Source organism: Streptomyces sp. R21 (assembly GCF_041051975.1).
Lineage (GTDB): Bacteria > Actinomycetota > Actinomycetes > Streptomycetales > Streptomycetaceae > Streptomyces.
The window spans coordinates 4,322,476-4,335,446 of record NZ_CP163435.1; the positions used below are offsets into that span (position 1 = coordinate 4,322,476).

General features: G+C 68.3%; 10 protein-coding genes. All 10 read right to left on the reverse strand.

Translation table 11 applies throughout. The features are described 5' to 3' along the window. Positions 1-34: 34 nt before the first annotated feature. The 10 genes from nuoN to nuoE are packed head-to-tail and all read right to left on the reverse strand — an operon-like array spanning position 35 to position 12,945. The gene (gene nuoN, locus AB5J56_RS19270; protein ID WP_369233968.1) at positions 35-1,684 is read right to left on the reverse strand and encodes an NADH-quinone oxidoreductase subunit NuoN; all 1,650 of its coding nucleotides are present in this window, start codon (positions 1,682-1,684) and stop codon (positions 35-37) included. Next, positions 1,681-3,252: an NADH-quinone oxidoreductase subunit M gene (locus AB5J56_RS19275; protein WP_369233969.1), complete on the reverse strand. Its 1,572-nt coding sequence runs from the start codon at positions 3,250-3,252 to the stop codon at positions 1,681-1,683. The genes nuoN and AB5J56_RS19275 overlap by 4 nt, the downstream gene beginning before the upstream one ends. Before the next feature lie 5 nt (positions 3,253-3,257). Next, positions 3,258-5,153, reverse strand: coding sequence for an NADH-quinone oxidoreductase subunit L (nuoL, locus tag AB5J56_RS19280; RefSeq protein ID WP_369233970.1), 1,896 nt, complete (start codon positions 5,151-5,153; stop codon positions 3,258-3,260). Positions 5,154-5,167: 14 nt separating this feature from the next. After that, positions 5,168-5,467, reverse strand: coding sequence for an NADH-quinone oxidoreductase subunit NuoK (gene nuoK / locus AB5J56_RS19285; protein ID WP_093829093.1), 300 nt, complete (start codon positions 5,465-5,467; stop codon positions 5,168-5,170). Then, positions 5,464-6,306 (reverse strand): NADH-quinone oxidoreductase subunit J, encoded by an 843-nt coding sequence (locus tag AB5J56_RS19290; RefSeq protein ID WP_369233971.1) that lies wholly within the window; start codon positions 6,304-6,306, stop codon positions 5,464-5,466. Before AB5J56_RS19290 ends, nuoK begins: the two co-directional genes overlap by 4 nt. Next, a complete protein-coding gene (gene nuoI, locus AB5J56_RS19295) occupies positions 6,303-6,905 on the reverse strand; it encodes an NADH-quinone oxidoreductase subunit NuoI (RefSeq protein WP_369233972.1) in 603 nt (200 codons plus the stop codon). The genes AB5J56_RS19290 and nuoI overlap by 4 nt, the downstream gene beginning before the upstream one ends. Beyond that, a complete protein-coding gene (gene nuoH / locus AB5J56_RS19300; protein ID WP_369233973.1) occupies positions 6,898-8,274 on the reverse strand; it encodes an NADH-quinone oxidoreductase subunit NuoH in 1,377 nt (458 codons plus the stop codon). The genes nuoI and nuoH overlap by 8 nt, the downstream gene beginning before the upstream one ends. After that, complete coding sequence (locus AB5J56_RS19305; protein ID WP_369233974.1) at positions 8,271-10,775, reverse strand: NADH-quinone oxidoreductase subunit G; 2,505 nt, start codon at positions 10,773-10,775, stop codon at positions 8,271-8,273. Before AB5J56_RS19305 ends, nuoH begins: the two co-directional genes overlap by 4 nt. Next, complete coding sequence (nuoF, locus tag AB5J56_RS19310) at positions 10,772-12,121, reverse strand: NADH-quinone oxidoreductase subunit NuoF (RefSeq protein ID WP_369233975.1); 1,350 nt, start codon at positions 12,119-12,121, stop codon at positions 10,772-10,774. Before nuoF ends, AB5J56_RS19305 begins: the two co-directional genes overlap by 4 nt. Then, positions 12,121-12,945, reverse strand: a complete 825-nt coding sequence (nuoE, locus tag AB5J56_RS19315) for an NADH-quinone oxidoreductase subunit NuoE (protein WP_369242650.1) — start codon at positions 12,943-12,945, stop codon at positions 12,121-12,123. The genes nuoF and nuoE overlap by 1 nt, the downstream gene beginning before the upstream one ends. Between the last annotated feature and the right edge of the window lie 26 nt (positions 12,946-12,971).

Below are 12,971 nucleotides of genomic sequence, written 5' to 3' on the forward strand. Positions count from 1 at the left end.
GCCCGATGCCCATACTTGGCAGCGTTGTGGCAGGTCAGCGGACGAAGACTCCCGCCTGTCCCGCCAGATCCAGGAAGTACTGCGGCGCCACACCGACCACGAGCGTGACCGCCACTCCCACCGCGATCGCCGTCATGGTCAGCGGCGACGGCACGGCGACCGTCGGACCCTCGGGACGAGGCTCGCTGAAGAACATGAGCACGATCACGCGGATGTAGAAGAACGCCGCGATCGCCGAGGAGATCACACCGACCACGACCAGCGCTCCCGCACCGCCCTCCGCCGCCGCCTTGAACACGGCGAACTTCCCGGCGAAACCAGAGGTCAGCGGGATGCCCGCGAAGGCCAGCAGGAAGACCGCGAACACGGCCGCCACCAGCGGAGACCTGCGTCCCAGGCCCGCCCACTTGGACAGGTGCGTGGCCTCGCCGCCCGCGTCACGTACGAGCGTCACGACGGCGAAGGCGCCGATGGTGACGAACGAGTACGCGCCCAGGTAGAAGAGGACGGAGGACACGCCGTCCGGCGTCGTCGCGATGACACCCGCGAGGATGAAGCCCGCGTGCGCGATCGACGAGTACGCCAGAAGCCGCTTGATGTCGGTCTGGGTGATCGCGACGATCGCACCGCCCAGCATGGTGACGATCGCGACGGCCCACATGACCGGCCGCCAGTCCCAGCGCAGCCCGGGCAGGACGACGTACAGCAGGCGCAGGAGCGCGCCGAACGCGGCCACCTTCGTCGCCGCCGCCATGAACCCGGTGACGGGCGTCGGTGCTCCCTGGTACACGTCCGGGGTCCACATGTGGAACGGCACCGCGCCGACCTTGAACAGCAGACCCATGACGACCATCGCGGCGCCGATGAGCAGCAGCACATCGTTGCCCATGGTGCCGGCGAGCGCCGGGTCGACGTTCTGGATGGTGCCGTCGACGACCTGAGCGATCGTCGCGTACGACACCGAGCCCGCGTAGCCGTACAGCAGGGCGATGCCGAACAGCGTGAACGCGGAGGCGAACGCGCCGAGCAGGAAGTACTTGACCGCGGCCTCCTGGGACATGAGCCGCTTGCGGCGGGCCACGGCACAGAGCAGGTACAGCGGGAGCGAGAACACTTCCAGCGCGATGAAGAGCGTCAGCAGGTCGTTGGCCGACGGGAAGACCAGCATGCCGCCGATCGCGAAGAGCAGCAGCGGGAACACCTCGGTGGTGGTGAACCCGGCCTTGACCGCGGCCTTCTCGCTGTCGCTGCCCGGCACGGAGGCGGCCTGCGCGGCGAACGAGTCGACGCGGTTGCCGTGCGCCTCCGGGTCGAGGCGGCGCTCGGCGAAGGTGAAGACACCGAGGATTCCGGCGAGCAGGATCGTGCCCTGGAGGAACAGGGACGGTCCGTCGACGGCGATCGCGCCCATCGCCGCGATGTGCGCCTTCGTGGTGCCGTATCCGCCCGCCGCGAGCCCGACGACCGCCGCGAAGGCGGCCGCGAGCGCGACGACGGACAGGAACACCTGGGCGTAGTAGCGGAATTTGCGCGGTACGAACGCCTCGACCAGCACACCGACGACCGCCGCCCCGATGACGATCAAGGTGGGCGACAATTGTGCGTATTCGATCTTCGGCGCGTCGATCTTGTCGATCGGGTCCGCCGCCATTGTCCACAGGCTGTGGACGGCTGTTGCGCTCACTTGGCCGCCTCCACCTCGGGCTTGGGGTCCTTCTTGTGTACGTCTGACATGGTCTGCTTGACCGCCGGGTTGACGATGTCGGTGACCGGCTTCGGGTAGACGCCCAGGAAGATCAGCAGCGCGATCAGCGGGGCGACCACCAGGAGCTCCCGCACCCTGAGATCCGGCATTTCGGCGACCTCCGCCTTCACCGGGCCCGTCATCGTCCGCTGGTAGAGGACGAGCGTGTAGAGCGCGGCGAGGACGATGCCGAAGGTGGCGATGATCCCGACCGCCGGGTAGCGCGTGAACGTGCCGACCAGGACCAGGAACTCACTGACGAAGGGCGCGAGGCCCGGCAGCGAGAGGGTGGCGAGACCACCGATCAGGAAGGTGCCGGCGAGCACCGGCGCGACCTTCTGCACGCCTCCGTAGTCGGCGATCAGACGCGAGCCGCGCCGCGAGATCAGGAAGCCCGCCACCAGCATCAGGGCGGCGGTCGAGATTCCGTGGTTGACCATGTAGAGCGTCGCGCCCGACTGGCCCTGGCTGGTCATCGCGAAGATGCCCAGGATGATGAACCCGAAGTGCGAGATCGACGCGTATGCCACCAGCCGCTTGATGTCCCGCTGGCCGACGGCGAGCAGCGCCCCGTAGATGATGCTGATCAGCGCCAGGACGAGGATGGCGGGCGTCGCCCACTTGCTGGCCTCCGGGAAGAGCTGGAGGCAGTAGCGGAGCATCGCGAAGGTGCCGACCTTGTCGACGACCGCCGTGATCAGCACGGCGACCGGGGTGGTGGCCTCACCCATGGCGTTGGGCAGCCAGGTGTGCAGCGGCCACAGGGGCGCCTTTACCGCGAAGGCGAAGAAGAACCCGAGGAACAGCCACCGCTCGGTGCTGGTCGCCATGTGCAGCGAACCGTTGGCCCGGGCCTCGGCGATCGCCTGGAGCGAGAAGTTCCCGGCCACTACGTAGAGACCGATCACGGCGGCCAGCATGATGAGGCCGCCGACCAGGTTGTAGAGGAGGAACTTCACGGCGGCGTACGAGCGTTGGGTCGCCGCCACCTCGTCGCCGTGCTCGTGGGCCTTGTCGCCGAAGCCGCCGATGAGGAAGTACATCGGGATGAGCATGGCTTCGAAGAAGATGTAGAAGAGGAAGACGTCGGTGGCCTCGAAGGAGATGATCACCATCGCCTCGACGGCCAGGATCAGAGCGAAGAAGCCCTGAGTCGGCCGCCAGCGCTTGTTCCCGGTCTCGTGCGGGTCGGCGTCGTGCCAGCCCGCGAGGATGATGAACGGGATCAGCAGCGCGGTCAGCGCGATGAGCGCCACCCCGATGCCGTCCACGCCCAGCTCGTAGCGCACCCCGAAGTCCTTGATCCAGGCGTGCGATTCGGTGAGCTGGTAGCGGTCGCCGTCGGGATCGAAGCGCACCAGAGTCACGGCGGCGAGCGCCAGGGTGGCGAGCGAGACGAGCAGCGCCAGCCACTTGGCGGCGACGCGCCGCGCGGCCGGCACGGCGGCCGTGGCGATCGCCCCGAGTGCCGGGAGCGCCGCCGTCGCTGTCAACAGAGGAAAGGACATCGGTATCAGACCGCCCTCATCAGCAGGGTCAGAGCGATGAGGACCGCCGCACCGCCGAACATCGAGACCGCGTACGAGCGCGCGTAGCCGTTCTGCAGCTTGCGCAGCCGCCCGGAGAGGCCGCCCATCGAGGCCGCCGTGCCGTTGACGACACCGTCGACCAGGGTGTGGTCGACGTACACCAGCGAGCGGGTGAGGTGCTCCCCGCCGCGCACCAGCACGACGTGGTTGAAGTCGTCCTGGAGCAGGTCGCGTCGGGCGGCCCGGGTGAGCAGCGATCCGCGCGGGGCGGCGACCGGGACGGGACGGCGACCGTACTGGGCGTACGCGATTGCGGCGCCGACGACGAGCAGCGCCATGGTGGCCAGCGTGACCGTGAGGGCGCTGACGGGCGAGTTGCCCTCCGAGTGCCCGGTGACCGGCTCCAGCCAGTGCAGGAAGCGGTCGCCGATGCTGAAGAAACCGCCCGCGAAGACCGATCCGAAGGCCAGCACGATCATCGGAATCGTCATGGACTTGGGCGACTCGTGCGGGTGCGGCTCATGGCCCTCCGCATCGGGCTGCCAGCGCTTCTCCCCGAAGAAGGTCATGATCATCACGCGTGTCATGTAGTACGCCGTGATGGCCGCGCCCAGCAGGGCCGCGCCGCCGAGGATCCAGCCCTCGGTGCCGCCCTTGGCGAAGGCCGCCTCGATGATCTTGTCCTTGGAGAAGAAGCCCGACAGGCCCGGGAAGCCGATGATCGCGAGGTAGCCGAGGCCGAAGGTGATGAACGTGACCGGCATGTACTTCCTGAGGCCGCCGTACTTCCTCATGTCGACCTCGTCGTTCATGCCGTGCATGACCGAACCGGCGCCGAGGAAGAGCCCGGCCTTGAAGAAGCCGTGCGTCACCAGGTGCATGATCGCGAAGACGTAGCCGATGGGGCCGAGGCCCGCGGCGAGCACCATGTAGCCGATCTGCGACATCGTGGAGCCGGCCAGCGCCTTCTTGATGTCGTCCTTCGCGCAACCGACGATCGCACCGAACAGGAGCGTGACCGCGCCGACGACGGTGACGGCCAACTGCGCGTCCGGCGCGCCGTTGAAGATCTCCCCGGAGCGGACGATCAGGTAGACGCCCGCGGTCACCATCGTCGCGGCGTGGATGAGGGCCGAGACCGGGGTCGGGCCCTCCATCGCGTCGCCGAGCCAGGACTGCAGCGGCACCTGGGCGGACTTGCCGCAGGCGGCGAGCAGCAGCATCAGGCCGATGGCGGTGAGCTTGCCCTCGGAGGTCTGACCGGTGGATTCGAGCACCGGCCCGAAGGCGAAGGTCCCGAAGGTGGTGAACATCAGCATGATGGCGATCGACAGGCCCATGTCGCCGACGCGGTTGACCAGGAAGGCCTTCTTCGCGGCGGTGGCGGCGCTGGGCTTGTGCTGCCAGAAGCCGATCAGCAGGTACGAGGCGAGGCCAACGCCCTCCCAGCCGACATACAGCAGCAGGTAGTTGTCGGCGAGGACGAGGAGCAGCATCGCCGCGAGGAACAGGTTCAGATAGCCGAAGAAGCGGCGGCGGCGCTCGTCGTGCTCCATGTACCCGATCGAGTACAGGTGGATGAGCGAGCCGACGCCGCTGATCAGCAGCACGAACGTCATCGAGAGCTGGTCGAGCTGGAAGGAGACGTCGGCCTGGAAGCCGGCGACCGGGACCCAGCTGAACAGGTGCTGGCCGATGGCCCGGTGATCGGCGTCCTTGCCCAGCATGTCGGCGAAGAGGATCACGCCGATGACGAAGGAGGAGGCCGCGAGGAGCGTGCCGATCCAGTGGCCGACGGCATCGAGCCGCCGTCCGCCGCACAGCAGTACGGCCGCTCCGAGCAGAGGCGCCGCTACGAGCAGCGCAATCAGGTTGTCCACGATTCAGCGACCCCTCAGAGCTTCATCAGGCTGGCGTCGTCGACCGAGGCCGAGTGGCGGGAACGGAACAGCGACACGATGATCGCGAGCCCGACCACGACCTCCGCGGCGGCGACGACCATCGTGAAGAAGGCGATGATCTGGCCGTCGAGATTGCCGTGCATTCGGGAGAAGGTGACGAAGGCGAGGTTGCAGGCGTTGAGCATGAGCTCGACGCACATGAACACCACGATCGCGTTCCGCCTGATCAGCACGCCGGTGGCGCCGATCGTGAACAACAGGGCGGCGAGATAGAGGTAGTTGACGGGATTCACTTCGACGCCTCCTCGGCCCTCTTGAGGTGCACCTGTTCGACCTCGGTGCGCTCCAGTCGCTCCTCGGCACGCTGTTCCAGTGCCCGCAGATCGTTCAGCGCCTCGGTCGACACGTCACGGATCTGGCCGCGCTCGCGCAGCGTCTTGCTGACGGTGAGCTCCGACGGGGTGCCGTCGGGGAGGAGGCCCGCGATGTCCACCGCGTTGTGCCGGGCGTAGACACCGGGCGCCGGCAGCGGCGGCAGGTGCTTGCCTTCCCGTACGCGCTGCTCGGACAGCTCGCGCTGGGTCTTGGCGCGCTCGGTGCGCTCGCGGTGCGTGAGGACCATGGCGCCGATCGTGGCGGTGATGAGCAGGGCGCCGGTGATTTCGAAGGCGAACACGTACTTCGTGAAGATGAGGGCGGCGAGGCCCTCCACGTTGCCGTTCGCGTTGGCCTTCGACAGGCCGTCGAACTCATTGAGGGACGCGTTGCCGATGCCCGCGAACAGGAGGATGCCGAAGCCGAGTCCGCACAGCAGGGCCAGCCAGCGCTGGCCCTTGATGGTCTCCTTCAGGGAGTCCGCCGCGGTGACGCCGACGAGCATGACGACGAAGAGGAACAGCATCATGATCGCGCCGGTGTAGACGATGATCTGGACGACGCCAAGGAAGTACGCCCCGTTGGCGAGGTAGAACACCGCCAAGATGATCATGGTCCCGGCAAGGGAGAGCGCGCTGTGCACGGCCTTCTTCATGAAGACGGTGCTCAGGGCGCCGATCACGGCGACCGTGCCGAGAACCCAGAACTGGAAGGCCTCACCTGTAGAGGTGGAGTAGGCGGCAAGCTGCGCGCTCATGCCTCCACCCCCTCTTCGGTGGGCTTCTCGCCCTGGGAGACGGCGACTTGGCGCTCCGTGCCGGGCGCGGCCTCCGTCACCAGTCCTCGGTAGTAGTCCTGCTCGTCCATGCCGGGGAAGATCGAGTGCGGGGACTCGACCATGCCCTCCTCGAGTCCGGCGAGCAGCTGCTCCTTGGTGTAGATGAGGTTGGCGCGGCTGCTGTCGGCCAGCTCGAACTCGTTGGTCATCGTGAGCGCGCGGGTGGGGCACGCCTCGATGCACAGGCCGCAGAGGATGCAGCGGGCGTAGTTGATCTGGTAGACGGCGCCATACCGCTCACCCGGCGAGTAGCGCTCCTCGTCGGTGTTGTCCGCGCCCTCCACGTAGATGGCGTCCGCGGGGCAGGCCCAGGCGCACAGTTCGCAGCCGACGCACTTCTCCAGGCCGTCCGGGTGGCGGTTGAGCTGGTGCCGGCCGTGGAACCGCGGGGCGGTGGTCTTCTGCTGCTCCGGGTACTGCTCGGTCAGCCGCTTCTTGAACATGGCCTTGAAGGTCACGCCGAAGCCGGCGACGGGGTTCATGAAACCGGGCTTGGTCTCCTTCGGCTCCTCAGCCATCGGACCCCTCCTTTCCGTCACGAGTTCCGCCATTCGATCCGTCACTCGCAGTATCCGACCCGCCACTGACAATCAACTCGCGCTCGCGGCGCGGGCGGCGCCGCGGCACCGGTGGCAACTCCTGCCCCGGCAGCGGCGGCACGGGGAATCCGCCCGCCATCGGGTCGAAGGCGGCGGGTTCGGCGGGCGCCTCCTGCTCCTTGCCGGAGCGGTCGCGGAAGATGTCGGCCGCGAACGAGAGCAACAGCAGCACGAGGACTCCCCCGCCGACGTACAGGGCGATGTCGGCGAAGTCGTAGTTCTCGTTCCTGAGGGTCCGCACGGTGGCGACGAGCATCAGCCAGACCACGGAGACCGGGATGAGGACCTTCCAGCCGAGCTTCATCAGCTGGTCGTAGCGGACGCGGGGAAGCGTGCCGCGCAGCCAGATGAAGAAGAACAGCAGCAACTGGACCTTGATGGTGAACCAGAGCATCGGCCACCAGCCGTGGTTGGCGCCCTCCCAGAAGGTGCTGATCGGCCAGGGTGCCCGCCAGCCGCCCAGGAAGAGGGTGGTCGACACGGCCGAGACCGTCACCATGTTCACGTACTCGGCGAGCATGAACAGCGCGAACTTGATGGACGAGTACTCGGTGTTGAAGCCGCCGACCAGGTCGCCCTCGGACTCCGGCATGTCGAAGGGGGCACGGTTGGTCTCGCCGACCATCGTGATGATGTAGATCAGGAACGAGACCGGCAGCAGGATGATGTACCAGCGGTCGTGCTGCTGTTCGACGATCGTCGAGGTCGACATCGACCCGGAGTAGAGGAACACCGAGGCGAACGCGGCGCCCATGGCGATCTCGTAGGAGATCATCTGCGCGCAGGAGCGCAGACCGCCCAGCAGCGGATAGGTGGATCCAGAACTCCAACCCGCAAGAACGATCCCGTAGATGCCGACCGAGGCGACCGCGAGGATGTAGAGCATCGCGATCGGCAGGTCGGTGAGCTGCATCGTCGTACGGTGACCGAGGATCGAGACCTCGTTGCCGGAGGGCCCGAAGGGAATCACCGCGATCGCCATGAAGGCCGGGATGGCCGCGACGATCGGCGCGAGGACGTACACCACCTTGTCGGCGCGCTTGACGATGACGTCTTCCTTGAGCATCAGCTTGATGCCGTCGGCGAGCGACTGGAGCATGCCCCAGGGGCCGTGCCGGTTGGGGCCGATGCGCAGCTGCATCCAGGCGACGACCTTGCGCTCCCACACGATGGAGAAGAGCACGGTGATCATCAGGAAGGCGAAGCAGAAGACCGCCTTGATGACGACCAGCCACCAGGGGTCGCGGCCGAACATCGACAGGTCTTCAGCGGCGAGGTACGGAGTCATGCCTCCACCTCCTTGGGGGCCTCGGTGGCGAGGGTCGCCGGGCCGATGCGGACGAGTGCGCCGGGCACCGCCCCGGTGTCGGAGGCGACGCCTCCCCCGGCGGAGTTCAGCGGGAGCCAGACCACGCGGTCGGGCATCTCCGTGATCTCCAGCGGGAGTTCGGCGGTTCCGGCGGGGCCGGTGACAGCGAGGGTGTCGCCGTCCTTGACGCCCGCTTCGGCGGCTGTGGCGGCCGACACGCGCGCGTGGGCGGCATGCCGGGTCCCGGCCAGAGCGTCGTCGCCGTCCTGGAGACGGCCCTGGTCGAGCAGCAGCCGGTGACCCGCGAGTACGGCCTCCCCGGCGGCGGGGCGGGGCAGTTGAGCGGCGGTCTCCAGGGGTTCGGTGGCCCGCGGCCCGTCCCACGCCCCGAGCCGGTCCAGCTCCCCGCGCGCGGTGCGCAGATCCGGCAGACCGAGATGTACGTCCATGGCGTCGGCGAGCATCTGCAGGACGCGGGCGTCGGTGGGTGCCAGGCGGCGGATCATCTGTTCGGGCTTGAGAGCGGCTTCGAAGAAGCGCACCCGGCCTTCCCAGTTCAGGAAGGTGCCCGCCTTCTCCGCGACCGCGGCGACCGGAAGGACTACGTCCGCGTGCTCGGTGACCTCGCTGGGCCGCAGTTCGAGCGACACCAGGAAGCCCACTTCGGAAAGGGCAGCACGCGCGCGTGCCGGGTCGGGAAGGTCGGTGACCTCCACGCCCGCCACCACCAGGGCCCGCAGTTCGCCACCTGCGGCGGCCTCGATGATCTGCCCGCTGTCACGGCCGTAGCGGTGCGGGAGTTCGGAGACGCCCCAGGCGGCGGCGACCTCGTCCCGCGCGCGCGGGTCGGTGGCCGGGCGTCCGCCCGGCAGCAGCGACGGAAGCGCGCCCGCTTCGATCGCTCCGCGCTCTCCGGCCCGGCGCGGAATCCACACCAGGTGGGCGCCGGTCGCGGACGCGGCGCGTACGGCGGCGGTGAGCCCGCCGGCCACAGCGGCCAGCCGCTCGCCGACGACGAGCACGGAACCCTCGACGCGCAGCGCCTCGGAGGCCCGGGCACCGTCGCCCTCCAGACCGACGCCGCTCGCGAGGGCGTCCAGCCACTCGGTCTCGGTGCCGGGCGCGGCGGGCAGCAGCGTGCCGCCCGCCTTCTCCAGGCCGCGGGTCGCGTGCGTGGCGAGCGAGAAGGTCCGCTGCTGATGCCCGCGCCAGGCCTTGCGCAGTCGCAGGAAGACGCCGGGCGCCTCCTCCTCGGACTCGAACCCGACGAGCAGGACGGCCGGCGCCTTCTCCAGCGCGGTGTACGTGACGCCCGTACCGTCGAGGTCCCGTCCGCGTCCGGCGACCCGGGCGGCCAGGAAGTCGGCCTCCTCGGCGCTGTGCACGCGCGCGCGGAAGTCGATGTCGTTCGTGTCGAGGGCCACGCGCGCGAACTTGCTGTACGCGTAGGCGTCCTCGACGGTGAGCCGGCCGCCGGTCAGGACTCCGGCCCTGCCCCGGGCACCCAGCAGTCCCTGAGCCGCCGCCTCCAGAGCCTCCGGCCAGGAAGCGGGCTCCAGGACGCCTTCGGCGTTGCGGACCAGCGGGGTGGTGATGCGGTCGGTCTGCTGCGCGTAGCGGAAGCCGAACCTCCCCTTGTCGCAGAGCCACTCCTCGTTGACCTCGGGGTCCGGGGAGGCGAGGCGCCGCATGACCTTGCCGCGCCGGTGGTCGGTGCGCGTCGCGCAGCCGCCGGAGCAGTGCTCGCACACGGAGTGCGAGGAGATCAGGTCGAAGGGGCGGGCGCGGAAGCGATACGCCGCCGAGGTGAGCGCGCCCACCGGGCAGATCTGGATCGTGTTCCCGGAGAAGTACGACTCGAAGGGGTCACCCTCACCGGTGCCGACCTGCTGGAGCGCGCCCCGCTCGACCAGCTCGATCATCGGGTCGCCGGCGATCTGGTTGCTGAACCGGGTGCAGCGGGCGCACAGTACGCACCGTTCGCGGTCCAGCAGCACCTGCGTGGAGATCGGGACGGGCTTCTCGTACGTCCGCTTCTTTCCTTCGAAGCGGGATTCGGCGTTGCCGTGTGACATGGCCTGGTTCTGCAGCGGGCATTCGCCGCCCTTGTCGCAGACCGGGCAGTCCAGCGGGTGGTTGATGAGCAGGAGCTCCATCACACCGTGCTGGGCCTTCTCGGCGACGGGCGAGGTGAGCTGAGTCTTGACGACCATCCCGTCCGTACAGGTGATCGTGCAGGACGCCATCGGCTTGCGCTGGCCCTCGACCTCGACGATGCACTGGCGGCAGGCGCCGGCCGGGTCGAGGAGCGGGTGGTCGCAGAAGCGGGGGATCTCGATGCCGAGTTGTTCGGCGGCCCGGATGACCAGGGTGCCCTTGGGCACGCTGATCTCGGCGCCGTCGATCGTCAGCGAGACGAGATCTTCCGGCGGAACCGCCGCCTCCCCGCCTCCGGAGGGAGCGCTGGTGGTCACTGTCATGCGTTCACCTCCGTGTGCTTGTCCGCCCAAGCCGTCGACTTGGCCGGGTCGAAGGGGCAGCCGCGGCCCGTGATGTGCTGCTCGTACTCCTCGCGGAAGTACTTGAGCGAGGAGAAGATCGGCGAGGCGGCGCCGTCACCGAGGGCGCAGAACGACTTGCCGTTGATGTTGTCGGCGATGTCGTTGAGTTTGTCGAGGTCGGACATGACGCCCTTGCCGGCCTCGATGTCGCGCAGCAACTGCACGAGCCAGTACGTCCCTTCGCGGCACGGTGTGCACTTGCCGCAGGACTCGTGGGCGTAGAACTCGGTCCAGCGGGTGACGGCGCGTACGACGCAGGTCGTCTCGTCGAAGCACTGGAGTGCTTTTGTGCCGAGCATGGAACCCGCGGCGCCCACTCCTTCGTAATCAAGAGGGACGTCGAGGTGCTCGTCGGTGAACATCGGGGTCGAGGAGCCGCCCGGCGTCCAGAACTTCAGCCGGTGGCCGGACCTGATCCCGCCGCTCATTTCGAGGAGTTGGCGCAGTGTGATGCCGAGCGGGGCCTCGTACTGGCCGGGATTGGTGACGTGGCCGCTGAGCGAGTAGAGCGTGAAGCCCGGGGACTTCTCGCTTCCCATCGACCTGAACCATTCCTTGCCTTTTTGGAGAATTGCGGGAACTGACGCGATGGATTCGACGTTATTTACAACAGTCGGGCACGCGTAGAGGCCCGCGACGGCAGGGAAAGGGGGACGGAGCCGCGGTTGACCACGGCGGCCTTCGAGCGAGTCGAGCAGCGCGGTCTCCTCACCGCAGATGTACGCGCCCGCGCCCGCGTGCACGGTGAGCTGGAGGTCGAGCCCGCTGCCCTGGATGTTCTCGCCGAGGTAGCCCGCCTCGTAGGCCTCTCGCACGGCCTCGTGCAACCGCCGCAGTACTGGGACCACTTCACCGCGCAGATAGATGAAGGCATGCGACGACCGAATGGCATAACACGCGATCACAATGCCCTCGATGAGGCTATGCGGGTTCGCGAAGAGGAGCGGGATGTCCTTGCAGGTTCCCGGCTCCGACTCGTCGGCGTTGACAACTAGATAGTGCGGTTTTCCATCCCCTTGGGGAATGAACTGCCACTTCATTCCGGTGGGGAATCCCGCGCCGCCGCGCCCGCGCAGACCGGAGTCCTTCACGTACGCGATGAGGTCGTCCGGCGACATGGCGAGGGCCTTGCGCAGTCCCTCGTATCCCTCGTGCCTTCGGTAGACGTCCAGCGTCCAGGACTTGTCCTCGTCCCAGAAGGCCGACAGCACGGGTGCGAGCAGCTTCTCAGGGCTGTGGTCTTTGAGTTCGGGTGCCAAGGTCATCACTCCCCCTCCTCGGCGACAGGACCCGCCGGGTGGGACGGGTCGGAGGCCGATGTCTGCTGCGGCGCGTCGTGCGAACTGGGGTGCTCGGTCGGCGACGGGTCGTGCGGCTGCCCGCCCTGAGAGGTCCCGGAGCCTCGCGGGTGGACCACGCGCGCGGCGGAGGCCTCCCCCTTGGCCAGGCGGAGGCCGATCAACGAGGCGGGTCCCGCGCTGCCGGTCGCCTCCACGGCTCCCTCCCGCGCGTCGGGGAAGCCGGCCAGGATCCGGGCGGTGTCCTTGAACGTGCACAAGGGGGCGCCGCGGGTGGGTTCGACCTGTGCTCCCGCGCGCAGGTCGTCGACGAGGCTCTTCGCGGAGGAGACGGTCTGGTTGTCGAAGAACTCCCAGTTGACCATCACGACCGGCGCGAAGTCGCAGGCCGCGTTGCACTCGATGTGCTCCAGGGTGACCTTGCCGTCGTCGGTGGTCTCGCCGTTGCCGACGCCCAAGTGGTCCTGGAGTGCCGCGAAGATCGCGTCCCCGCCCATCACCGCGCACAGGGTGTTGGTGCAGACACCCACCTGGTAGTCACCGCTCGGCTTGCGCCGGTACATCGAGTAGAAGGTCGCGACCGCGGTGACCTCGGCCGTGGTCAGGCCCAGCACATCGGCACAGAACCGCTGGCCGGTGCGCGTGACATGCCCCTCCTCCGACTGCACGAGATGCAGCAACGGAAGGAGGGCGGAGCGGGAGTCCGGGTAGCGGGCGATGATCTCGCGCGCGTCCGTCTCCAGCCGGGCACGGACATCGTCCGGGTAGTCGGGCGCGGGCAGTTGGGGCATGCCCAGGCTGACGCCCTCGGGGGTGG